Origin of the sequence: Marinobacter sp. KMM 10035, assembly GCF_046537445.1 — a bacterium.
GTDB lineage: Bacteria > Pseudomonadota > Gammaproteobacteria > Pseudomonadales > Oleiphilaceae > Marinobacter > Marinobacter sediminicola.
The window spans coordinates 182,662-204,838 of the sequence record NZ_JBBVMG010000002.1 but is presented as its reverse complement, the minus strand read 5'-3'; the positions used below and the strand labels follow the sequence as shown (position 1 = coordinate 204,838).

The window sequence follows — 22,177 nt, the reverse complement described above, 5'->3', positions numbered from 1 at the left end:
AATTGTTCAGGGTTTTGGGCTACCCATAATGGCTTCCATTTCATCGGAACGCGGCGCACCCTGTTTCATCTGGATGGAGCCATCAGCTCCTTTGTAGTAGGTGCTTGGTGTAGCACTCAGCCCCAAGTCAGACATCAGTCGGTTGTTCTGTCTGATTTTTTTCGCATGCGCACTGACGATGTTGCGATCCACGGTAACGCCACCCTGAGCATGATTTTGCTGGTTTTCTTTCAGAGCTTCACTGGGGTTGTTTGAGCCCAGGATTGTCGCGGCCTTGGGCAGACTGTCCTGTGCCAGTATGCCCACCATTACGTGCCGGAGTTGCACCTTGCCTGCATCAATCCAGGGCTCCGCGGCTTGGCGGAATCTGTGACAGAACGGGCAGTTAGGGTCGGTAAAGGTGTAGACAATAACCGGCGCATTGGCATCGCCATCACGCACCCAGTTGGCTTTTTCAATCTCACCCCAGGCCTTTTCGTTCTGAGGCCCCACCACCAATTCCTGTATTTTCGGGGCCGTAAGGTTTTCGCCGCGGCTGTCCAGCATGTTGCCTACGATCACGTGCTTCTTGTCTGGAGTGAGATAGAACGCAACCGGGCCACCTGGCATGCTGCCGACATAGCCGGTCATGCCTCCAGGGCCTTCAAAAGTTGCCGAGATCGTTACGCCGCGATCAACCAGAAGTTGAACTGGATCAGGAAGTTTTTCTTGCGCGAGCGCGGGGAGGCTTAGCAGCCCGCTGGTCATCAGCGCCGTTGCAAGCAGGGATCGTTTCAGAGAGAAATCAGACAAGTGCATAGTAAGTCTCCAGGTGAGGTTCAGTCCGCGCTAAAGCTTCGGAGATTGTGAGCAAGGGATGCTTTCGACAGTTCGCCCAAGTGGGCATTTACCTGCTTGCCGTCAGCATCGTAGAAGAGGGTTGTTGGCAAGGCTTGGCTGCCTGTTGTGCGGCCAAGGCTGGCGCCGGTGTCAGTAAGGACATTGTTCAGCGATAGCTTGTGCTGGTTTATGAACTGAGCAATGGTTTCAGGGTATTCACCCTGATTTACAAACACAAAGGTAATGTCCGGGTTTTCCAGTTGGGCCTGTTCCAGTACAGGCATCTCCCGGATGCAGGGTGGGCACCAGGTTGCCCACAGGTTGACCACAATGGGCTTGCCTTTTGCCACTTCCTGAAGCGTTACCGGCGTGCCGTCCATCAGGCTGAAACTACTTTGAGGCATGCTTCTGGAGCTGCTTTCGACCAATGTGACCAGCAGCGATATGGAACCCCAGGTTAGCATCCCGGTTGCTACAGCAATCGATAGTGGTTTGCGGATACTGGCGTGTCGCCAGAGTTTCCAGGCAGTCAGCGCAATGGCGCCGAGCACACCGGCGACAATATGAAAGCCGCCATCCCGAATATCGACGATGCCCCACAGGTTATCCTGATAGTACTCGAAGTACTGGATTACAAAGCCGACTCGCGCCGCAACCATGGAGGCCAGAAAAATATCAGATAGGGTTCCGGCAATAGGCACGCCGTGTTTTCGCCCGCTGATCGCACCAACAACCAGCGCAAGCACGAAAGCGCCAAGCAACAGAACATGCCCCAAAGACAGGCTTAGCGGGCCTAAACTAACCGATAGCATCATCGCTCCTTGTTTATAACTTTATAACTGGCGGGCATACGACCCGAAGATCTCCCATGAGTTCCTTTTTCAGGCTATTGTTAGGCTCAATAGTTTGTTTTTTAAGGATGACTGGATACAAGCATGTTGTTGAATTGCGATATTGGTGAGAGTTTTGGTGCCTGGACGATGGGGCTGGATGAGCAGGTTATGCCTTATATTGACCAGGCAAACATTGCTTGCGGCTTTCATGCCGGTGACCCTTTAGTTATGCAAAACACCGTTCGCTTGGCGCTGCAGCATAACGTGGCTCTGGGTGCCCATCCTGCCTACCCGGATCTTCAGGGCTTTGGTCGCCGCTCCATGAAGTGCAGCCCGGAAGAAATTCACGCCATGGTGCTTTACCAGGTAGGTGCCTTGAGCCAGATGGCTACAGCGCAGGGCGGCAAGCTCAGTTACGTCAAACCCCACGGTGCACTCTATAACGACATGATGCGGGATGAAGCGGTGCTCACGGCGATTCTTGGAGCGCTTGGTCAGACCTCTGGCAAGCTTGCACTCATGGCGATGACAACGGCTGATAATCAGCCATTAAAGGCGTTGTGTGCGGAGTATGGCGTTGAATTATTACTGGAAGCCTTCGCGGATCGTGCATACGACGAAAAAGGGTACATTGTTCCTCGCCGCATCGCGGGGGCCGTACATCACGATACGGACATTATTCTGCGCCAGGCAAAAGCGATTGCTGAAGGGGACGCCATCTCGACGATTAACGGAAAATTGCTCACTCTGGAAGCAGATACTCTGTGTGTTCACGGCGACAACCCCGAGTCGGTTGCCGCCGTGCGAGCTATTCGTCAGGCGCTTACCACATAAGATCGTCGGGAATTTCATACCCTGCGTATGGATCATCGTCACCCACATCGTCTGTCTTGCGGTCGTGGAGCACAACCACTGCCTGCGCATCACGTTCGATAATCTTGCGCGCCACACCTTCGGCCACAATCTCATACTGATCACTTACCGACACGATAGCCAGGCGGCCACGGGATAGCTGGTCGGCCATGGTGTCGTCGACATACATTTTTTTGATCTTTTTGTCGTGAACGAATTGATATGAGGTTTCACCCCGGCTGCGGTCCAGCCGATTGGTCTCCACCAACTGGCGAATCTGGGCCTGAACGGCCTTCCTTTCTGCTTCCTGTTGACGTTTAAGATTCAGCTGACGGTCACGCTCGGCTTTTTCCTCCCGTGCTTGGCGAGCACGAACCTCGGTCTCATTAACCTGCACCGCGCCTTTGGGTTGCTGTTTGCGCTGCTTGTGTTTTTCATTGCGAATAGCTTTGGCCTTTTTTTGATCGGCCAAGCCCGCTTTCAATAGCTGATCCTGCAGGGACGCCATGGGATAACTCCGTTAATTGGTCATGAATTCTGGTATTCTATGGCGCTAGTATACGCCCTCGTGCTTACCTTCTTAACCAGCAACCGCTGATTCCGGGATTTTCTTGTATGCCTTCCTTTAAAGATCTTGATCTGTCTGCAGCCATGCAGGCCAATCTCGCCCAGTTGGGCTTTTCACAACCTACGGACATTCAGGAGCGAGCCTTGCCTCATTGCCTGGCGGGTCGTGACGTGATCGCCATGGCGCAGACCGGCAGTGGTAAAACGGCGGCTTTCGGCATCGGACTGATTGAAGGTCTCAAGCCTAAACTGTTTGCGGTGCAGGGGCTGGTGCTGTGTCCCACCCGTGAGCTGGCAGATCAGGTAGCGAAGGCCCTGCGGGAATTGGCACGGGCGCAGGAAAACGTAAAGATTCTGACCCTCTGTGGCGGCGTGTCTATTGGACCGCAAATTGGCTCTCTGGCTCATGGTGCGCATATCGTTGTTGGTACACCTGGGCGAATTGCCGACCATCTGCGCAAAGGAACTCTGGATCTGAAGCGACTCATGACCCTGGTTCTGGACGAGGCCGACCGGATGCTCGATATGGGTTTCCAGCCTGCCATGGAAGAAATACTGAGTTACACGCCCAAGCAACGTCAAACGCTGATGTTTTCAGCGACCTGGCCGGATTCGATCCGTAAGCTCAGTGCAGGGTTTCAGCGTGAGCCAGTTGATGTGCGGGCGAAGTCGCAAAGCGTCAATACCGATATTCGTGAGCTGTTTTATGAAATTCCCGCCCCCGAGCGCACACGAGCCATCGTGAGCTTGTTGTCTGAGCATCAGCCGGCTTCTTGCCTGGTGTTCTGCTCCATGAAGCAACAGTGCGATGAACTGGCAGCAGAATTGGGGGCACAAGGGTTCTCGGCTTTGGCGTTGCACGGCGATCTCGAGCAGCGCGAGCGCGATAGTGTCTTGGTGCGTTTTGCTAACCAGAGTTGTCAGGTTTTGGTGGCAACCGACGTTGCAGCACGCGGTCTGGACATCAAGGCGTTGCCATTGGTGATCAACGCCGAACCCGCACGGGATCCGGAAGTGCACACCCATCGGGTAGGGCGCACGGGGCGCGCAGGTGAAGCAGGGTTGGCGGTTACGCTGTGTAGCCCCGCACAGGGGCACAAGATCAATCGTCTTGAGAGTGAGCGGGGCCGCCCGGTTACCTGGGGAGACACCGAAATACTGCTTTCAGTACCCGCAGAGCCAGTCACCCCTGCCATGAAAACGCTTTGTATCGCAGCCGGGCGTAAGGAGAAGCTCCGCCCGGGGGATGTGCTTGGTGCACTCACCGGAGAAGCCGGCCTGGATGGTAAATCCGTGGGCAAAATCGATCTGTTTGAGTTTCAGTGCTTCGTCGCTGTCGAGGCAGGGCAGGCCAAACGTGCCCTGAAACGCCTTGAAGATGGAAAAATAAAGGGTCGCAAGCTAAGGGTCAGGCTGGTCTGAGAGTGTGTCGTCGCGGGCTTTTCTTGCGCTTTGAGGTCGTGGCGAAGCGCTCGGAAAGTTCGTATAGCCTTTTTTGATTTGGTTGCTCACTGCGCCCGAAACCGGTAAATTACGCAGGATTTTGCCTCCGGGTTTATTCCGGCGCACCTAAAGGCTCCGGCCATCGGTGCTCCGGTTCCCTGGGAAAACACACAAATGAATCACAGGTAGCTATTCAATATGGATGACCTGATGTCACAAGCCGTCGATCTGATGGTTGCGGGTATGGGCTTTGTGTTCGTGTTCCTGATTATTCTGGTGTTCGCGACCCTGCTTATGTCCAAACTGCTTATCCGGTTTGCACCGCCCGAGCCGGTAACCCCGGCCAAAAAGCCCCGTGCCAAGCCCAAGGCACCTGTTTCAGTTGATCCTGATACAGCAGAGGCGATTAAACAGGCGATTGCCAAATTCCGGTCGCGCCACAAGTAAGTGAGCCGGTAACCGATTAGATAGAACCTTTAAACAGAAGGCTGACACGATGACTGATACAAAGAAACCGCTGGGGATTACGGACGTTATACTCCGCGACGCCCACCAGTCCCTGCTTGCCACCCGTATGCGGCTTGACGACATGCTGCCCATTGCCGAGAAACTCGACAAAGTCGGTTTCTGGTCTTTGGAATCCTGGGGTGGAGCTACCTTCGACTCCTGCATCCGTTACCTGGGCGAAGATCCTTGGGAGCGCATTCGCGAACTGAAAAAAGTAATGCCCAACACGCCTCAGCAGATGCTGCTTCGTGGCCAGAACCTTCTGGGTTATCGGCATTATGCGGATGACGTGGTAGAGCGGTTTGTTGATCGTGCCGCAGAAAACGGCATTGATGTGTTCCGTATTTTCGATGCGATGAACGATCCCCGTAACCTGGCGACAGCCATCAAGGCCGTGAAGAAAACCGGCAAGCACGCACAAGGCACCATCTCTTATACCACCAGCCCGGTGCACACCATCGAGATGTGGGTAGAGTTGGCGAAAGAAGTTGCCGACATGGGCGCAGATTCCATTGCGATCAAGGACATGGCCGGTATTCTCAAGCCCTACGTGGCTTTTGATCTGGTCAGCCGCCTGAAGAAAGAACTCGATATCCCAATTCACATGCAGTGCCACGCGACCACTGGCATGTCTACCGCCACAGCCATCAAGGCAGCGGAAGCCGGAATCGATAACGTGGATACGGCCATCTCGTCAATGAGTATGACCTACGGCCACTCGCCCACTGAGGCGGTTGTCGCCATTCTTGAAGGCACCGAGCGTGACACTGGTCTGGACCTTGTGTTGCTGGAAGAAATTGCCAGTTACTTCCGCGAAGTTCGCAAGAAGTACGCAAAGTTTGAAGGCAGCCTCCGTGGTACCGATTCGCGCATCCTGATTGCTCAGGTACCGGGTGGTATGTTGACCAACATGGAAGGCCAGCTCAAAGAGCAGAATGCTGCGCATCGATTTGACGAAGTACTGGCTGAAATCCCCAAGGTTCGTGAAGACTTGGGCTTCATCCCGCTGGTAACTCCGACATCTCAGATTGTTGGTACTCAGGCTGTACTTAACGTTCTGACGGGCGAGCGTTATAAGTCTATCTCCAAGGAAACCGCGGCCATCCTGAAGGGCGAGTACGGCTCCGCGCCTGCGCCTTTCAACAAAGAACTGCAGGAAAGGGTTCTGGAAGGTAAAGAAGCTATTACCTGTCGCCCGGCTGACAATATTGAGCCGGAAATGGACAAGCTGACCGACGAGCTGAAAAAGCTGGCAGACGAGAAAGGCATCAAGCTGGCGGACAACACCGTTGATGATGTTCTGACCTATGCTCTGTTCCCGCAGATTGGTCTCAAGTTCCTTGAAAACCGCAACAATCCGGATGCCTTTGAGCCAGTGCCTACGGCTGAAGACGCGCTTCCGGCCAAGAAGGCCAGCGGCCCTGAAACTTATACTGTTGATGTTAACGGTAAGAAGTTCGTGGTTGCAGTGTCTGAAGGCGGCGAAATCTCCCAGATTCAGGGCGAGGGTGGCGCTGCATCTGCGCCAGCTGCGTCTGCCGCGCCAGCCGGTGAAGGCGAGCCTGTTATCGCACCTCTGGGTGGCAACATCTTCAAGGTACTGGTGTCACCAGGCGAAGCCGTTGAAGAAGGCGATGTGCTGATTATTCTCGAGGCCATGAAAATGGAAACCGAGATTCGTGCACCAAAGGCCGGCACTGTCGGCGAAGTCTTCATCAAGGTCGGTGATGCCGTCTCCCCTGATGATGAAATGCTGACAATCGCATAAAGGGCCAGCATTCCATGGATAAGTTAATGACGTTATGGACAGGTAGTGGCCTGTTCAATATAGAGCTTGGCCAGGTGATCATGATTGCCGTTGGCCTGCTTCTTCTGTTCCTTGCGATTCGCAAAGGGTTTGAGCCATTGCTGCTGGTGCCTATCGGCTTTGGTGGCATTCTGGCGAATATTCCGGAGGCAGGGCTTGCCCTGACTGCGGCAGAAAATGCTATCCATCTTGCCATGAGTGGCGGGAAAGGGGAGTTGCTGGCTGCGCTTGCTGCGCCTCTGGATGTGGCTTATCAGGCTGGGCAAGCAATTACGCCCGAGCTGAAAGAAGCCTTCAAGGTGGCCGTAAAAGAAGCTAGCTATTCCGAAATGGCAGCAGCTAACACGGTCGCTCAGGATGCCGGTTATGGTAATGGCATGCTGTATAACTTCTATTCTGTGGTTATCGGCAGCACCATCGGGCCCCTGGTGATTTTCATGGGTGTTGGTGCAATGACGGATTTCGGTCCGTTGCTGGCCAACCCGAAAACCATGCTGCTGGGTGCTGCTGCCCAGTTCGGTATCTTCGGAACAGTTTTGGGTGCAGCACTGCTGGATTGGCTTGGCATTCTGGAGTTCACGATTCTGGAAGCCGCTGCTATCGGTATCATTGGTGGTGCTGATGGCCCGACGTCCATCTACGTTTCCAGTGTTCTGGCTCCGCATCTGTTGGGTGCAATTGCGGTATCCGCATACGCCTACATGGCTATGGTGCCGATGATTCAGCCGCCGATCATGAAGGCGCTGACTACAGAGAAAGAGCGGGCTATCAAGATGTCCCAGCTACGCCCTGTCAGCAAGCGTGAAAAGATCGTTTTCCCGCTGGTTGTTCTGATCGCTGTGGTTCTATTCCTGCCAGATGCTGCGCCCCTGCTGGGTATGTTCTGCTTTGGTAACCTGATGCGTGAGTGTGGTGTGGTGGAGCGTTTGAGCGACACTGCCCAGAATGCTCTGATCAACATCACTACGATTTTCCTGGGTTTGTCTGTTGGTTCCAAGCTGATGGCGGACAAGTTCCTGGATGGCCAGACTCTGGGTATTCTGGGGCTGGGTATCGTAGCGTTTGGCGTGGGCACAGCGTGTGGTGTTCTCATGGCCAAGCTGATGAACAAGTTCAGTAAGGATCCGATCAACCCGTTGATTGGTTCTGCCGGTGTATCTGCGGTGCCGATGGCAGCGCGGGTTTCTAACAAGGTTGGTCTTGAGGCGAATCCGCAGAACTTCCTGCTGATGCACGCTATGGGGCCGAACGTTGCTGGTGTTATCGGCTCGGCTGTTGCTGCGGGTGTGATGATAAAGCTACTTAGCTGATTGTTGCTTTTGTAGTGCTTTACAGAAAACCTCGCCTTTGTGCGGGGTTTTTTGCTTTTTAGCCTGTTGATTTGGGTGCTTGAGCTCAGGTGATATCTCCCTGCAAACTAGCCTCAACACAGCAGGCCTAATGAAAATCTCGCGAGCTAATCGGAAGTGACTGAATCAGATGACTCAGGTCTGAGAGCTTCCCCGCCATAACGTGAACAATCTCTCCCTCTCTTTCCAGAATGCCTTTTACGTGCAACAACCGGGCAGTGAGTAACGGCTTGCGTTGGCGGCGGGCGGTTTCCAGCCAGACGACTACGTTCACGTTGCCGGTTTCGTCTTCCAGGGTTACGAAGGTAACGCCGGAGGCGGAGCCGGGGCGCTGGCGGCCGGTTACCAGGCCGGCTACCTGTACGGGGATGCCGGCTTTGGTGGTTTTTAGTTGTTCAGCGCTGAGGCAGAACTGTAGGTGGCCTTGTTCCCGGAGCAAGGCCAGTGGGTGGCGTTGAAGGGTTAGGCCCTGACTGGCGTAGTCGGCGAGGACGTTCTGGCCTTCGGTGGGTTCCGGTAATTGGTTGCAGGTTTCCAGCTCGTAGTGTTCGTCGTCTTCGGCGGCAGCGAAGAGCTCAGAGGGTTTTTCGTGGCCCAGCAGTTGCCAGTAGGCTTGATGTCGGTTAGCAGCGAACGCGGGCATGGCGTTGGCGCCGGCAAGGAGTTCCATGTCGCGCTGGTTGAGGCTTGCCAAGCGGCGTAGCTCTGTGGAAGACCGGTAGCCAGTTTCGGGGCGATTTTGATATAGGCGCTCGGCGGCACTGCTTGAGAATCCCTGGATGATTCTCAGGCCCAGGCGTAGTTGCAGACCCGGGCTTTCTAACGTGTGATTCCACTGGCTGTTGTTGATGTCGAGAGGTAGTGCCACTACGTTGTGGCGTTTCGCGTCCTGCAACAGTTGCGATGGGGAGTAGAACCCCATGGGCTGGCTGTTGAGTAAGGCGCAGTAGAACGCAGCAGGGTAGTGGCATTTTATCCATGCGGAAACGTAAACGAGCAAGGCGAAACTGGCTGAATGGGATTCCGGGAAGCCGTAACCACCGAACCCGCAGATTTGCAGGTAGAGGCGTTCGGCAAAGTCGGCATCGTGGCCCCGTGAAAGCATACCGTTGATGAGCTTTTCCCGGAACGGCGTCATGTCACCATGGGATTTCCAGGCAGCCATGGCGCGGCGGAGTTGGTCGGCTTCGCCTGCTGTGAATCCCGCAGCGACCATGGCGAGTTTGATGACCTGTTCCTGGAAAATGGGCACGCCTAGCGTGCGCTCCAACACGCCACGGATGGCGTCGTTGGGGTAGTCCACCGGCTCCAGCCCATGCTTGCGGCGCAGGTATGGGTGCACCATGTCGCCTTGAATGGGACCAGGGCGGACGATGGCAACTTCAATCACCAGATCGTAATAGGTTTCAGGCTTCAGTCTGGGGAGCATGTTGATCTGGGCGCGGGATTCCACCTGGAATACACCAATGCTGTCGCCTTTTTGCAGCATGTTGTAGGTGGCTCGGTCTTCCTGGGGAATGTCCTGCATGCGAAAGGGTTCGCCTTTCTGTTGACTGATCATCTCCAGGGCTTTGTGTATTGCCGTGAGCATGCCCAGTGCGAGCACGTCAACTTTCATCAGGCCCAGGCTTTCCAGGTCGTCTTTGTCCCACTGGATAACGGTTCGGTCTGCCATGGCGGCATTTTCAACTGGCACCAGTTCGGACAGGGGGCCGGAGCTGATTACAAAGCCACCCACGTGCTGGGACAGGTGGCGGGGGAAGCCGAGCAGGGTGTTCACCAGAGCAAAGAACTGGTCTGCCACTTTCGGGTTGCGGGTCAGACGTTTGTCGAGAATTTGCTGGCGCCAGTTGGTGGCTTTGTCACGCCAGTCGATGCCTTCAAGAAGTTGCTCCACCAGTGCTGGATCGAACCCCAGAGTCTTGCCAACGTCGCGAATAGCGCTCTTTGGACGATAGCGGATAACTGTGGCTGCCAATGCCGCCCGCTCTCGGCTATAGCGTCGGTAGATGTACTGAATCACTTCTTCCCGGCGTTCATGTTCAAAGTCCACGTCGATATCCGGCGGCTCGTTTCTGTCTTTGGAGATGAAGCGTTCAAACAGCAAATCCACCTGTGCCGGGTTTACTTCGGTAATGCCCAGGCAATAGCACACGGCGGAGTTGGCGGCGGAGCCACGGCCCTGGCATAGAATGTCGCGGCTGCGGGCGAAGGCTACTATGTCGTGAATGGTGAGGAAGTAGTGTTCATACTTCATCTCTGAAATCAGCCCCAGTTCTTTGCGGATCAGGGCCTGAACAGACAGTGGCGTGCCTGCCGGGTAGCGTCGTCGCTCACCTTCCTGAGTTAGGCGTTTCAGATAAACAGCTGGGGTTTCTCCCTTTGGCACCAGGTCTGGGGGATATTCATAACGCAAGCTGCCGGGCTCAAAGGTGCACTGTTGAGCAATGCGTACAGATTCTTTCAGCCAGGCTTCCGGAAACAACCGTTGTAGGACCGGTAACGGGCGGAGGTAGCGTTCACCGTTCTGGAATAGACAGTGGCCGGCGCTTTCCAGGCTGGTGTGGTTGCGCAGGGCAGTGAGGACATCTTGCAAAGGTTGGCGTTGCCGGTTGTGCATGTGAACTTCGCCAATGGCCGTAATCGGGCAGCGCAAGTGGTTACTAAGCCAGCGGGCTCTGGCCAGTTGCTGCTCTTCACCGGATTCCAGGGTGCGGGCGGCGGCAATCCAGAGGCGGTGTTCGAATAACCGGGTTAACCATTCGCCGCAGGCCAGAGCCTGATCCGCATCAGCTTCGATAGTTGAGGGCGGCAACCACAGGCACAGGCAGTCATCCAGAGCATGTGTTTCCACGTCGCTATGGAAAATCTGGTATTGCCCTTTTTCTGCCCGCCGCCGACCGGTGGTTATAAATTGACAGAGCTGACCGTAGCCCTTGCGGGTGCGTGCCAGAAGAATAAATCGGGGCGAGCTGGCACCGGGTGGGCTGTCCGCCAGCTCAAACCAACTCCCGGTAATCAGTTTTACCGGGCTTTCTTTCAGTGCCGCCCAAGCGCGGGGGATACCCGCCACCGAGCAGGCATCGGTAATGGCCAGTGCTGTGTATCCAAGCTCTGCGGCGTGTTCCGCAAGTTCATGGGGGTGAGAGGCTCCAGTCAGGAAGGTGAAGTTGCTGAAGCAGAAGAGTTCGGCATAAGAAGGTTCGCCCATCAGCCAAACCATCCGTGTATGAACCAGCCTTCCCGCATATCCCGGAATACCCAAGCCAATTGGCCATTATTCAGTTGGGCAATGTAATAATCTCTGTGCACTCGCTGGCCATCCCACCAGCCACCACTGATCCTTTCCGGGCCGGCAAACCATGATTTCGGGGCTTCTGTCAGCGGCTGTGGGCCTGGCAGAAGCCACAGGGGGCGACGGGGTAGTTGGCCCGCTGTTGTTATAGTTGCGCGGTTTGATCGCCGCACGCCTGAAGCACTCCATGCCCGCTCGGGCCGGTGATCATCTTTGGGTGCCAGCTGTTTTAGTGCATGGTCTCCAAGCCTTGCCTGCAGTCGGCTGATCAGGGTGTGCCAGGCTTCGTTCAGATTCTGGCTCTCGCCTAGCAGATCCTGCCCGCCGGGTGCCTCCCGCCCAAGAAACCGTTTAACGGTCAGGCGCAACGATGCGACCGGAGCTTTAAGTGGCTGCTGTTCAAATCGCAGGTTAATTAGGCTCAAAAATGCCTCCGCGCGGTGTTCTGGGCCGGAAGTGCGAATGCGAAGGCACGTGGGTTCCCCGTGCCGATGCTGGAGCACTAACAATAAACAATCAGTATCCTGCTGGCGCCAACACAGATCTTTTTCCAGTTCAGAGAGCATGCGGTGCAATGGAAAAAGCAGCCCTTGTGAGTGCTCTATATCCTGTACAAAGTCTGCTTGTTGCCGGAAATGATGTGGCGGTTGCCAAGGGGCCTGAGGATCCGCTCTGGAGCCCTGGATTTTCTGGATAGTCGCCAAAGTTTCCGGGGATAGTCGCCGTGCCATTTCTGCCGGGGGTAAACCGAAGACTTCACCAAGAGTGCTCAAGCCGAGCCGTTTTAAGCGTGTGCTGGTGCGCGCATCAAACTCCGCAGCTTGCAGTGGCAGTCTGCCTAGAGTCTGGAGTATCTGGGCTGTGTCAGATGTGCATTCACCCATGCTATTGCGTGCAATAAGCCCTGCTGCCAAGGGTGTGTGGCCTATGCCCATCCAGGCTGTAAGCTGACGTTCGTGCAGTACTTCTTCTATTGTTCTCCAAGCTGCCGGAAGGCCACCGTACAATCGCTGCAGACTGCCGATTTCAGCCAACAAACCGTTAGGCGGAACCAGCACAATATGAGCTGCATAGCGATACATCCAGAGAGCCTGGTCTTCCAGAATGCGGGCTTCTTGTGGTTGGTCTGCTCTTACTATTCCCAGATCCGGCACAAGGCTGACGGCCGTTTTTAGCCGCATGCCAGCTTTCACGCCCAGATCCCGGGCGGCAGGGCAGGCCTGTATTACCTTCTGTCCGGAACCTTGCACAATCACCAGCGCCGCGACGTTTTCACCGGAGCGGCGAATGTGATCCAGCAGCAGGTGAGGGAAGTGCAAATGCAGCCAAAGCATAGAAGTTACCGTGCTGCCTCAGGCCATGGGCCTTGAACCACGCGGGGCGCTTCATGGTGAGACAGGCTTGCCCGATGAGCTATGGCAAGCGAGCAGCGTTGGCCCGGCCAGCTGCCGCGGCGTTTGACCACATTCACTTTCAGGCCCTGCTGATGGTCAGGCTCCAGCTCAAGGCGCAATGCAGCGGGGGAGTTTTGTTCCACGTAGTGGCGCTCACGAAAAAGCACGCAAACATTGCTTCCAGCTTCAGCCGCCAACTGCAAACGCCGGACTTCCCGAGCAGCCAGTTTGCCGGGCCAAGCGATAACCAGGCCGGTAACCGGGGAACGTAGACAGTTTTCCAGAGTCCAGAGAAAATCGTCTTTATCATCGGTGTGAATCATGATGACCTGATCCAGGTTGATGCATTCTCGCGCCAGTGCCGGAGCATAGGGTGTGTATGGCGGATTCAGCCAGAACACCGTTTTGCCATCTTGCGAGAGTCTCTGCATTAGTGGCACTAACAGGGTCAGCTCACCGATACCAGGCGCATCCATAAGGCACTCGCTCAAGGCGCCTCGGGGCCAACCAAGTCCACCAAGTTGATTGTCCAAGGCCTGATAACCGGTCGGTTCTGCCGGTTGAGTGGTTTTGTTGTGTTTGTGTCCCTGCCAAACACGGGCATCCTGCATTAGCGTGTTAAGAAGCTCGCTCATGGTGTAATCTCGGAATACTGTTTAAATATACAGTATTCCGAAGAGGGGCCGATTTCAAGACGCCGGTTGATAAAATGTATGACCGGGCCCATCTTGTATTATGTGTAGCGGTAGAGAATTCGGATATCGGCTCGGAGGTTTTGCATGAGTGGACTGGCTGAACTGCGTTGTGAGGCGTGTAGTGCGAACGCCCCCAAGGTAACTGATGAAGAGAAACGGTCACTGCATAAAGACGTTCAGGAGTGGGACATTCTCAGTGTTGATGGCGAAGAACAATTACGCCGGGTATTTAAATTCAGGAATTTTGCTCAGGCCCTGGCGTTTACCAACACGGTAGGGGAGCTGGCTGAGGAAGAAAATCATCATCCGGCCATTTTGCTGGAATATGGGAAGGCGACCATAAGCTGGTGGACCCACTCAATCGGTGGGTTGCACAAGAATGATTTTATCATGGCAGCGAGAACAGACTCGGCTTACCACTGATCGTCTTTTTTTTCCTCGGCTTCAAGTTCCGCCTTGCGCTTGCGGACTTTTTCCAGCTTGTCTTTGGGAATGCTCATTTTTCTGGCTGAGTCCCGAAGCATGAATAAACTGCCCAGAATCAGACCCAAGGCGGCGAGTATAAAAATCCAGCCTATCATTGGCATACGTCAGGCTCCTTTTTAGTTGGAGTAGTATTGTTGAAATGGCTTTCTCTATAGTGGCATGTCCCGGCCGGGTTGGCGGCACATTCCACCCCTTATAAAGCATTATGGCAGTGTCTGCCGAAAACAGGAGTGCTACCAGGTGGCAAAACTATTACAGATCGATTTTCCTTTCACGGGTCCGTTTGGTTCAGAAATGGCTGAGGCGCTAAGAGATCTCGCCGTTTCCATCACGGAAGAGCCCGGTTTTATCTGGAAAATCTGGACGGAAAATGAGTCTGAAAAAGATGCGGGCGGTATTTATCTTTTTAAAACGGAAGAGACTGCGCAAGCCTATCTTGAGAAACACACAGCAAGGCTTAAGGAGCTGGGTGTTGAAAAGGTTTACGCCAAGATCTTTGATGTAAACGAGGCATTATCCAAGATTACAGCAGGGCCGATTTGAAACTCTGGTATCCCCATAGATCCGTAGTAAACAAACAGCATTTAAGGAGTCCGATATAATGAGCGATCCCAGTTATGTTCCCCCTAAAGTCTGGAAGTGGGAATCTGCCAGCGGTGGTGCATTTGCAAATATTAACCGCCCTATTGCAGGCCCTACTCACGAGAAGGATCTGCCGATTGGCAAGCATCCTTTTCAGCTCTATTCACTGGCGACACCAAACGGTGTAAAAGTCACAATAATGCTGGAAGAGCTGCTGGAGCTGGGCATCAGCGAGGCGGAATACGATGCCTGGTTGGTTCGCATTAATGAAGGTGAGCAGTTCGGTAGCGGGTTTGTGGATGTGAATCCCAACTCCAAGATTCCCGCGTTGATGGATCACTCGCAGGACCCTGCTGTTCGTGTGTTTGAGTCTGGTTCCATACTGCTTTATCTGGCTGAGAAGTTTGATAAGTTTCTGCCGTCGGATATCACTGCTCGTACCGAGACACTTAACTGGCTGTTCTGGCAAATGGGCAGTGCCGCGTTTGTGGGTGGTGGTTTCGGACACTTCTATGCTTATGCGCCAGAGAAGTACGAATACCCTATTAACCGCTACACCATGGAAGTGAAGCGGCAGCTGGATGTGCTGGATCGCCAGTTGGCCAATAATCGCTATGTTGCGGGTGACGAATACACCATTGCCGATATGGCCATCTGGCCTTGGTATGGCGCACTGGTAACTAACGCTGTGTACGATGCCGCAGAGTTTCTTGAGGCACACACCTACACCAATGTGATGCGCTGGGCTTTGGAGCTTAAAAAACGGCCGGCCGTGCAGCGCGGGCGAATGGTCAACCGCGCCTGGGGTGAACCAGAAACCCAGTTGCACGAGCGCCATGACGCCAGTGACTTTGAGCACAAAACCCAGGACAAGATTGGTGAGAGTTCTGAAGGCTGAGGGCTCTTAATTCCTGAAGCGTTAATTAAGCCAGGCAGTTTGATGATTTCTGACATTGCTTACATTGTTGGCTTAACGGCACTTGCCGGTATCTGTATTCCTCTTGGCGGATTACTGGCAAGCGTTGAGCGCATTGGTCCCAAGTGGCTGGAACAGGAGTTTCGGCACTTCCTGATCGCGCTGGGCGGGGGTATTCTGCTTGGCGCGGTAACCATTGTGTTAATCCCGGAGGGGCAGTCGAGCATTGGCGGTTCCTTCTGGGCTATCCCCGCCATCATTGCGGGCGGCCTGCTGTTTTTCTGGATTGAGCGGATGCTGGGCGTTCATCATCGGGAATCCCCACAGTTGATGGGGGTGATGCTGGATTTCGTGCCGGAAGCAGCAGCCCTGGGTGGGCTGATCATAGTTAACCCGAGTCTCGCGCCCTTGATGGCTGTGCTGATTGCCATGCAAAACCTGCCTGAAGGCTTTAATGCCTACCGGGAGTTTCTGGATAAGCCAGGCTACACACCGAAGAAAACCCTGGCTGTCATGTTCAGCCTGGCAATGGCCGGGCCGGCCGCAGGGCTTCTTGGGTACTTCTTCCTTTCTGAGCAGCCCGTGGTTCTGGGAACCATCATGCTGGTGGCGTCCGGTGGGATTCTATACCTGATCTTCCAGGATATAGCGCCCCAGTCCCGATTGGACAGGCACTGGGGGCCACCGCTTGGTGCAGTACTCGGTTTTTGCCTGGCGTTGTTCAGCGATATGTTGGTCGCAGGGGGCTGAACTATTTCGGCCTCCGGTCCCCCTCCATAATTTTTGCCACAAAAACGGACTTTCCATACGTCTCAAATGACCACTTCATGGTATCGGAAAGTACCTTCATAACTTCGTCATACTCACCAAAAATCTCAGTACTCATGCGCCCAGCGACAACTTGCAGGCCGGTTTCTTCCAGCCGGGCAATCAGGTCCCAGATAGGCTGCTTGTAGTCGTCGGTAAGTGGGTAGCAGCTAAGTTGTACAGACAGAAACATAAAAGCCTCCAGTGTTCATATTCACTAGTCGTTTGTTCGGTGCGCAAAACATCAGTAACCCATGGCCGAAGACGTGCTGCGTCTCGGATCTGCGCCGCCGTACAGCGTGCCATCTTCTCCAATCATAATACTCTGAATGGCCCCCATGGCTGAGTTGGTGACCACCTTGTGGCCCCGGCTTTCCAGCAGGCGTATTGTGTCTTTGCTGATACCTTGTTCGATGCGAATTTCATCCGGCAACCACTGGTGATGGATGCGTGGTGCATTGACGGCGGTTTGTATATTCATGCCGTGGTCAATCACGTTCATGAGCACCTGCAGGGTCGTCGTGATAATTCGGGAACCGCCGGGGCTGCCGGTGACCAGAAAGTTGCGGTCGCCTTTGCGAACGATGGTGGGCGACATGGAGCTGAGCATGCGCTTACCAGGCTCCACTTTGTTCGCTGCGCCGCCAATCAGGCCGTAGGCATTGGGCACGCCCGGCTTGGCGCTGAAGTCGTCCATTTCATTATTAAGCAAAAAGCCGGCACCTTGAACGGTAATGCCTGAGCCATAACTGAAGTTAATGGTGTAGGTGTTCGATACCGCATTGCCCCACTTGTCGACAACCGAAAAATGCGTGGTTTCAGGGCTTTCGTAGCTGGCTGGCTGGCCGTAGCGAACGTCTTGGGCAGGGCGTGCCTTGTCTGGTTTGATGCCTTGCCTTAGCTCTTCTGCGTAAGCTTTGCTGGTCAGCCCTTTCAGCGGTACGTCTACATAATCCGTATCGCCCAAATATTCGGAGCGGTCGGCATAGGCAAGCTTCATGGCTTCGGCCATATAGTGAATGGTATCTGCTGAGTTGTGTCCCAGATCCGGGATAGGAAAGCCTTCAAGAATGTTCAGTATCTGTACGATGTGAGCGCCGCCAGAAGAGGGTGGTGACATGGAAAAGATATCGTAGCCCCGATAATTCCCATGCACAGGGGTGCGTACAGCTGGCTGATAGTTTTCAAGATCCTGTCGGGTGATGAGGCCCCCGTGCCTTTCCATCTCTTCAACAATCAACTTTGCAGTTTCACCTTCGTAAAAACCTTTAACGCCCTCGTCTGCAATGCGCTGCAGGGTGTCTGCAAGTTCCGGCTGGCGAAAACGCTCGCCGGCTTGCCAGGCAGAACCGTCTTCTTTGTAAAAGGTTGCCTGGGTTGCGGGCCAACGCTGAAGTCGTTCGCGGGCTTGCTCAAGGCCTTCGCTGAATCGCTGCGGAACAATAAAACCATCACGGGCAAGTTTGATGGCCGGGGCCAATGCCTGTTTCAAGGAGATAGTGCCGTGACGCTCCAGTGCCAAAGCAAAGCCAGCAACGGTGCCTGGGACGCCCGCGGCCAGATGGGTAAACCGGCTGCGATCCTTGACCACTTCTCCGGATTCATCCTGATACATGGTTTCAGTCGCGCCGGAGGGTGCTTTTTCCCGATAATCTATGGCTTCCGGTTCAGAGCCGTCGCCTTTGGAGATCAGCATAAAGCCGCCGCCGCCGATGTTTCCGGACCTTGGTTGGGTGACGGCAAGTGCGAATCCGGCGGTTACAGCGGCATCCACAGCATTGCCACCGTTTTTCAGCACTTCCAGTGCTACCTCTGTGGCCAGGGTATGACTGGTTGCCACCATGCCGTTAGTGGCGCTGGCGGGATAAAAGCGTTCACCCTCCAGAATGGCCTGGCTGAAAACCGGAGTTGCCAGAGTTGCAAGGTAGACTGTGATGCTCGCCATCAGGGCGAGTGCGCGTAGCCTGCCTGAGGGTGCAGTGAGTTGGGCTTTTCGGATTTGCTGGTGCGGGCCTCTGTCCATGTCTCGATTCCTCGTTTCTGATGTTCAGATAGGCTATAATAGCCCGTCATTTTATAGGGTGCGTACCGACTAACCCTGGTTTCTATTCAGGTTCCTGTTCGGACTGCCGTTTCCGGCAAGAGTTTTCGACGCATCTGCTTTCCCGTTTGTCAGTTAAGGAAAGGCTTTCATGGAGCATACCTACCGTCTTGTGATTTCCTGCCCCGACGGGGTTGGAATTGTCGCCAAGGTGAGTAATTTTCTATCTACTTATAATGGTTGGATAACCGAAGCAAGCCACCACTCCGATACTCATAGTGGTTGGTTTTTCATGCGTCACGAGATCAAAGCTGAGTCTATCCCGTTTGGTCTTGAGCAATTCCGTGCTGCATTTGCGCCGATTGCCCGGGAATTCAATATGAATTGGCATATCGCCGATTCTGCCCAGCCAAAGAAAGTGGTCCTGATGTGCAGCAAGGAGTCCCACTGCGTGGCCGATCTCCTGTACCGCTGGCACAGCAACGAAATCAACGCTGATATTGTCGCGGTTATTTCCAATCACGATGACTTGCGCAGTATGGTGGAGTGGCACGGTATCCCATACCACCATATTCCGGTGAGCAAGGCCAACCGTGAAGAGGCGTTTGCCCAGATCGACGAGCTTTTCGAGGGCTACGAAGCCGATGTGGTGGTGCTTGCGCGCTATATGCAGATTTTGCCCGCCGAGCTTTGTGCAAAGTACTCAGGCAAAGTGATCAACATTCATCACAGCTTTCTGCCCTCCTTTGCCGGGGCGCGGCCCTACCACCAGGCGTACAGCCGTGGCGTGAAGCTGATCGGCGCTACCTGCCACTACGTGACCCAGGATCTTGATGAAGGGCCAATTATTGAGCAGGACGTTATCCGCATTAATCACAGTGACACCATCGAAGACATGGTGCGCCTGGGTAAAGATGTCGAGAAAAACGTTCTTGCAAGGGGGTTGCGCTCTCATATCGAGGATCGTGTGATCACCCACGAAAACAAGACAGTGGTATTTGATTAAGGCTGACGCACCACAGTTGCCCCCAGCAGGGTGCGACTGTGGTAGAGTTGGCGGTTTGATGAAGAATAATTATGGGGCCGGGAAGCGGCCCTGAAACGACTTCCAGATAACGCAAAGGAACCTTTCTCGATGGGTGAATTAGCCAAAGAGATCCTGCCGGTCAATATTGAAGACGAACTGAAGCAGTCTTACCTTGATTACGCCATGAGTGTAATCGTCGGGCGAGCGCTTCCTGACGTGCGGGATGGCCTCAAGCCGGTTCACCGTCGTGTTCTGTTCGCTATGTCCGAACTGAACAACGACTGGAACAAGGCCTACAAGAAGTCTGCCCGTGTGGTGGGTGATGTTATTGGTAAATACCACCCGCACGGTGACTCTGCTGTTTACGACACTATCGTTCGTATGGCCCAGCCTTTCTCTCTGCGATACCCGCTGGTAGATGGTCAGGGCAACTTTGGTTCTATCGACGGTGACAACGCGGCAGCCATGCGTTACACCGAAATCCGCATGAAGAAAATTGCACACTCGTTGCTGGCGGATCTCGAGAAAGAAACCGTAGATTTTGTCGATAACTACGATGGTACAGAGCGTATTCCTGAGGTTATGCCTACTCGGGTTCCTAACCTGTTGGTGAACGGCTCGTCCGGTATCGCCGTAGGTATGGCGACCAACATACCGCCCCACAACCTGACCGAAGTGGTTAGTGGCTGTTTGGCGTTGATTGATAATCCGGATCTCACCTGCGATGAACTGATGGAGTTCATACCAGGTCCGGATTTCCCGACAGAAGGCATCATTAACGGTCGTGCCGGAATTGTTGAAGCCTATCGTACCGGTCGTGGCCGCATTTATATTCGCGCCCGCCACGAAATCGAAACCGATAAGAAAACCAATCGCGACGCCATTATCATCACCGAACTGCCGTATCAGCTGAACAAGGCTCGCCTGATCGAAAAGATCGCTGAGCTGGTGAAGGAAAAGCGTCTGGAAGGCATCACCGAGCTTCGGGATGAGTCCAACAAGGAAGGTATTCGGATCTTTATAGAGCTGCGCCGCGGTGAAAACCCGGAGGTTGTGGTCAACAACCTGTTCAAGCACACCCAGCTACAAACTGTATTCGGTATCAACATGGTTGCGCTGATCAACGGCGAACCAAGAATACTTAATCTTAAAGAGATGCTGGATGCGTTCGTGCGTCACCGCCGTGAAGTGGTGACCCGTCGTACCATCTTTGAGCTGCGTAAAGCCCGCGAGCGTGGCCATATTCTTGAAGGCCTGACCGTTGCACTGGCCAACATCGATGAGATGATCGAGCTGATCAAAGCTTCCCCAAGTTCTTTGGAAGCCAAAGAAAAGCTGATGGCCCAGGGCTGGGCGCCCGGTAACGTGATGGCAATGCTTGAGCGTGCTGGCGAAGATGCCTGCCGCCCGGACGATCTGCCAGAAATTTATGGGCTGCGCGATGGCCTGTACTTCATGTCACCGGAGCAGACCCAGGCTATCCTGGATATGCGTCTGCACCGCCTGACGGGGCTGGAGACTGAAAAGCTCCAGAACGAGTACAAGGAAATCCTGGAAAAAATTGCTGGCTTGCTTGAGATTCTGGCTGACCCTGATCGTTTGATGCAGGTTATCCGTGAAGAGCTGGAAGCCGTAGTTGAAGAGTTTGGTGATGAGCGTCGTACGGAAATTACCAGCTCCCAGCGCGATCTTACGATTGCCGACCTGATTGATGAAGAAGAGCTGGTTGTCACCATTTCCCACAGCGGTTATGCGAAGACCCAGGCGGTAGAAGACTATCAGGCCCAGCGCCGTGGTGGCCGTGGTAAGGCCGCGACCTCCATGAAAGACGAAGACTTCGTTGAGAAGCTGCTGGTTGCCAACTCCCACGACACCATTCTGTGCTTCTCTAACCGGGGCAAGGTTTACTGGTTGCGTGTGTTTGAGATTCCCCGTGCCAGCCGTGCGTCCCGTGGTCGGCCGATGGTAAATATCCTGCCGCTGGATGAAGGTGAGCGTATTACCACGTTCCTGCCGGTGCGTGATTACCCTGAAAACCAGTTCGTTCTGATGGCAACGTCTGCCGGTGTCGTCAAGAAAACGGCTCTGCCGAATTTCTCACGCCCGCGTAGCAGTGGTTTGATTGCTTTGTCTCTGGACGAAGGCGATACATTGATTGGTGCTGCGATTACTGAAGGTGATGCGGAAATCATGCTGTTCTCTACAGCAGGCAAGGCGGTTCGCTTTAATGAAGAAGCCGTTCGACCGTTGAGCAGAACAGCCCGCGGTGTGCGCGGTATCAGAATGCCGGAAGGCCACCAGGTGGTATCCCTGATCATTCCGCAGGAAGGCGGCGTCATTCTGACCGCCAGTGAGAATGGTTACGGTAAGCGCACCGCGCTTGAAGAGTTCCCAACCTACGGTCGTGGCAGTCAGGGCGTTATCGCCATGCAATGCTCCGATCGTAACGGCAACCTGGTTACAGCTCTGCAGCTGTTCGAGGGTGACGAGATGATGCTGATCTCCGATAAGGGCACGCTGGTTCGTACCCGCACGGATGAAGTATCGGTTCTTAGCCGGAACACTCAAGGTGTGCGTTTGATCAGATTGAGCCAGGAAGACGAGCGCCTGGTTGGTGTGGAGCGGATAGCGGAAACCGACGATGAAGACATCGAAGATGCAGATGTAGACGTTGAAGGTACAGATATCGAAGGCGAAGACGCTTCAACAAACGAAAGCGATACTAACAGTCCGGAACAGGATGCTGGCGAGGAATAA

General features: G+C 54.4%; 20 protein-coding genes. 11 read left to right on the top strand and 9 right to left on the bottom strand.

All coding sequences use genetic code 11. The features are described 5' to 3' along the window. Positions 1-6: 6 nt before the first annotated feature. On the bottom strand, positions 7-798 hold the full coding sequence (gene dsbG / locus AADB16_RS12910) for a thiol:disulfide interchange protein DsbG (protein WP_410803854.1): 792 nt from the start codon (positions 796-798) through the stop codon (positions 7-9). A 20-nt stretch (positions 799-818) separates the two neighbouring features. After that, positions 819-1,631: a prolipoprotein diacylglyceryl transferase family protein gene (locus AADB16_RS12905; RefSeq protein WP_410803852.1), complete on the bottom strand. Its 813-nt coding sequence runs from the start codon at positions 1,629-1,631 to the stop codon at positions 819-821. A gap of 123 nt (positions 1,632-1,754) precedes the next feature. On the opposite strand from AADB16_RS12905, the gene AADB16_RS12900 reads away from it, so the two are divergent. Next, complete coding sequence (locus AADB16_RS12900; protein ID WP_410803850.1) at positions 1,755-2,486, top strand: 5-oxoprolinase subunit PxpA; 732 nt, start codon at positions 1,755-1,757, stop codon at positions 2,484-2,486. On the opposite strand, the gene AADB16_RS12895 is transcribed toward AADB16_RS12900, so the two are convergent. Continuing rightward, positions 2,476-3,012 carry a DUF2058 domain-containing protein gene (locus AADB16_RS12895; RefSeq protein ID WP_410803848.1) on the bottom strand — a complete coding sequence of 179 codons (537 nt, stop codon included), beginning with the start codon at positions 3,010-3,012 and terminating at the stop codon, positions 2,476-2,478. The genes AADB16_RS12900 and AADB16_RS12895 overlap by 11 nt on opposite strands. Positions 3,013-3,119: 107 nt before the next feature. Here AADB16_RS12895 and dbpA point away from each other — a divergent pair, with 107 nt between their 5' ends. The 4 genes from dbpA to AADB16_RS12875 all read left to right on the top strand — a co-directional run bounded on the left by dbpA (position 3,120) and on the right by AADB16_RS12875 (position 8,138). Further along, complete coding sequence (gene dbpA, locus AADB16_RS12890; protein WP_410803846.1) at positions 3,120-4,493, top strand: ATP-dependent RNA helicase DbpA; 1,374 nt, start codon at positions 3,120-3,122, stop codon at positions 4,491-4,493. Positions 4,494-4,712: 219 nt separating this feature from the next. Beyond that, positions 4,713-4,961 (top strand): OadG family protein, encoded by a 249-nt coding sequence (locus AADB16_RS12885; RefSeq protein ID WP_298446814.1) that lies wholly within the window; start codon positions 4,713-4,715, stop codon positions 4,959-4,961. Positions 4,962-5,010: 49 nt separating this feature from the next. Beyond that, complete coding sequence (gene oadA, locus AADB16_RS12880) at positions 5,011-6,789, top strand: sodium-extruding oxaloacetate decarboxylase subunit alpha (RefSeq protein ID WP_410803844.1); 1,779 nt, start codon at positions 5,011-5,013, stop codon at positions 6,787-6,789. A gap of 14 nt (positions 6,790-6,803) precedes the next feature. Continuing rightward, positions 6,804-8,138, top strand: a complete 1,335-nt coding sequence (locus AADB16_RS12875; RefSeq protein ID WP_309044258.1) for a sodium ion-translocating decarboxylase subunit beta — start codon at positions 6,804-6,806, stop codon at positions 8,136-8,138. A gap of 127 nt (positions 8,139-8,265) precedes the next feature. Here AADB16_RS12875 and AADB16_RS12870 read toward each other — a convergent pair whose 3' ends face one another. From AADB16_RS12870 to imuA, 3 genes are read right to left on the bottom strand one after another with little or no spacing between them, the layout of a single operon-like run. Then, positions 8,266-11,388, bottom strand: a complete 3,123-nt coding sequence (locus tag AADB16_RS12870) for an error-prone DNA polymerase (protein ID WP_410803842.1) — start codon at positions 11,386-11,388, stop codon at positions 8,266-8,268. Next, positions 11,388-12,806, bottom strand: a complete 1,419-nt coding sequence (locus AADB16_RS12865; RefSeq protein ID WP_410803840.1) for a Y-family DNA polymerase — start codon at positions 12,804-12,806, stop codon at positions 11,388-11,390. Before AADB16_RS12865 ends, AADB16_RS12870 begins: the two co-directional genes overlap by 1 nt. 5 nt (positions 12,807-12,811) lie before the next feature. Further along, positions 12,812-13,501: a translesion DNA synthesis-associated protein ImuA gene (gene imuA, locus AADB16_RS12860; RefSeq protein ID WP_410803838.1), complete on the bottom strand. Its 690-nt coding sequence runs from the start codon at positions 13,499-13,501 to the stop codon at positions 12,812-12,814. A gap of 144 nt (positions 13,502-13,645) precedes the next feature. On the opposite strand from imuA, the gene AADB16_RS12855 reads away from it, so the two are divergent. Next, the gene (locus AADB16_RS12855; protein ID WP_410803836.1) at positions 13,646-13,984 is read left to right on the top strand and encodes a 4a-hydroxytetrahydrobiopterin dehydratase; all 339 of its coding nucleotides are present in this window, start codon (positions 13,646-13,648) and stop codon (positions 13,982-13,984) included. Here the strand turns inward: AADB16_RS12855 and AADB16_RS12850 are convergent. Further along, a complete protein-coding gene (locus tag AADB16_RS12850) occupies positions 13,975-14,148 on the bottom strand; it encodes a DUF2897 family protein (protein ID WP_298446822.1) in 174 nt (57 codons plus the stop codon). The two genes, AADB16_RS12855 and AADB16_RS12850, sit on opposite strands and share 10 nt — an antisense overlap. A 139-nt stretch (positions 14,149-14,287) precedes the next feature. On the opposite strand from AADB16_RS12850, the gene AADB16_RS12845 reads away from it, so the two are divergent. Genes AADB16_RS12845 through AADB16_RS12835 form a run of 3 tightly spaced genes read left to right on the top strand, consistent with a single transcriptional unit; the run spans position 14,288 to position 16,295 of the window. Next, positions 14,288-14,590, top strand: a complete 303-nt coding sequence (locus AADB16_RS12845; protein ID WP_309044265.1) for a monooxygenase — start codon at positions 14,288-14,290, stop codon at positions 14,588-14,590. Positions 14,591-14,648: 58 nt separating this feature from the next. Further along, a complete protein-coding gene (gene yghU / locus AADB16_RS12840; RefSeq protein ID WP_410803833.1) occupies positions 14,649-15,527 on the top strand; it encodes a glutathione-dependent disulfide-bond oxidoreductase in 879 nt (292 codons plus the stop codon). Between the two features lie 42 nt (positions 15,528-15,569). Next, positions 15,570-16,295 (top strand): ZIP family metal transporter, encoded by a 726-nt coding sequence (locus AADB16_RS12835; protein WP_410803831.1) that lies wholly within the window; start codon positions 15,570-15,572, stop codon positions 16,293-16,295. Position 16,296: 1 nt separating this feature from the next. Here the strand turns inward: AADB16_RS12835 and AADB16_RS12830 are convergent, their stop codons facing one another. Next, on the bottom strand, positions 16,297-16,545 hold the full coding sequence (locus AADB16_RS12830) for a YkoF family thiamine/hydroxymethylpyrimidine-binding protein (RefSeq protein ID WP_298446826.1): 249 nt from the start codon (positions 16,543-16,545) through the stop codon (positions 16,297-16,299). 51 nt (positions 16,546-16,596) lie between these two features. Then, positions 16,597-18,375: a gamma-glutamyltransferase gene (gene ggt / locus AADB16_RS12825; RefSeq protein ID WP_410803829.1), complete on the bottom strand. Its 1,779-nt coding sequence runs from the start codon at positions 18,373-18,375 to the stop codon at positions 16,597-16,599. 169 nt (positions 18,376-18,544) lie between these two features. Here ggt and purU point away from each other — a divergent pair, with 169 nt between their 5' ends. Together purU and gyrA are read left to right on the top strand one after the other, a co-directional pair. After that, positions 18,545-19,399: a formyltetrahydrofolate deformylase gene (gene purU, locus AADB16_RS12820; protein WP_298446828.1), complete on the top strand. Its 855-nt coding sequence runs from the start codon at positions 18,545-18,547 to the stop codon at positions 19,397-19,399. A gap of 129 nt (positions 19,400-19,528) precedes the next feature. Beyond that, positions 19,529-22,177 carry a DNA gyrase subunit A gene (gene gyrA / locus AADB16_RS12815; RefSeq protein WP_298446829.1) on the top strand — a complete coding sequence of 883 codons (2,649 nt, stop codon included), beginning with the start codon at positions 19,529-19,531 and terminating at the stop codon, positions 22,175-22,177.

Excerpts from the sequence above, each read along its gene's own strand:
- dsbG (WP_410803854.1), bottom strand. The coding sequence starts at position 798 with ATGCACTTGTCTGATTTCTCTCTGAAACGATCCCTGCTTGCAACGGCG.
- AADB16_RS12905 (WP_410803852.1), bottom strand. The coding sequence starts at position 1,631 with ATGCTATCGGTTAGTTTAGGCCCGCTAAGCCTGTCTTTGGGGCATGTT.
- AADB16_RS12900 (WP_410803850.1), top strand. The coding sequence starts at position 1,755 with ATGTTGTTGAATTGCGATATTGGTGAGAGTTTTGGTGCCTGGACGATG.
- AADB16_RS12895 (WP_410803848.1), bottom strand. The coding sequence starts at position 3,012 with ATGGCGTCCCTGCAGGATCAGCTATTGAAAGCGGGCTTGGCCGATCAA.
- dbpA (WP_410803846.1), top strand. The coding sequence starts at position 3,120 with ATGCCTTCCTTTAAAGATCTTGATCTGTCTGCAGCCATGCAGGCCAAT.
- AADB16_RS12885 (WP_298446814.1), top strand. The coding sequence starts at position 4,713 with ATGGATGACCTGATGTCACAAGCCGTCGATCTGATGGTTGCGGGTATG.
- oadA (WP_410803844.1), top strand. The coding sequence starts at position 5,011 with ATGACTGATACAAAGAAACCGCTGGGGATTACGGACGTTATACTCCGC.
- AADB16_RS12875 (WP_309044258.1), top strand. The coding sequence starts at position 6,804 with ATGGATAAGTTAATGACGTTATGGACAGGTAGTGGCCTGTTCAATATA.
- AADB16_RS12870 (WP_410803842.1), bottom strand. The coding sequence starts at position 11,388 with ATGGGCGAACCTTCTTATGCCGAACTCTTCTGCTTCAGCAACTTCACC.
- AADB16_RS12865 (WP_410803840.1), bottom strand. The coding sequence starts at position 12,806 with ATGCTTTGGCTGCATTTGCACTTCCCTCACCTGCTGCTGGATCACATT.
- imuA (WP_410803838.1), bottom strand. The coding sequence starts at position 13,501 with ATGAGCGAGCTTCTTAACACGCTAATGCAGGATGCCCGTGTTTGGCAG.
- AADB16_RS12855 (WP_410803836.1), top strand. The coding sequence starts at position 13,646 with ATGAGTGGACTGGCTGAACTGCGTTGTGAGGCGTGTAGTGCGAACGCC.
- AADB16_RS12850 (WP_298446822.1), bottom strand. The coding sequence starts at position 14,148 with ATGCCAATGATAGGCTGGATTTTTATACTCGCCGCCTTGGGTCTGATT.
- yghU (WP_410803833.1), top strand. The coding sequence starts at position 14,649 with ATGAGCGATCCCAGTTATGTTCCCCCTAAAGTCTGGAAGTGGGAATCT.
- AADB16_RS12835 (WP_410803831.1), top strand. The coding sequence starts at position 15,570 with ATGATTTCTGACATTGCTTACATTGTTGGCTTAACGGCACTTGCCGGT.
- AADB16_RS12830 (WP_298446826.1), bottom strand. The coding sequence starts at position 16,545 with ATGTTTCTGTCTGTACAACTTAGCTGCTACCCACTTACCGACGACTAC.
- ggt (WP_410803829.1), bottom strand. The coding sequence starts at position 18,375 with ATGGACAGAGGCCCGCACCAGCAAATCCGAAAAGCCCAACTCACTGCA.
- purU (WP_298446828.1), top strand. The coding sequence starts at position 18,545 with ATGGAGCATACCTACCGTCTTGTGATTTCCTGCCCCGACGGGGTTGGA.
- gyrA (WP_298446829.1), top strand. The coding sequence starts at position 19,529 with ATGGGTGAATTAGCCAAAGAGATCCTGCCGGTCAATATTGAAGACGAA.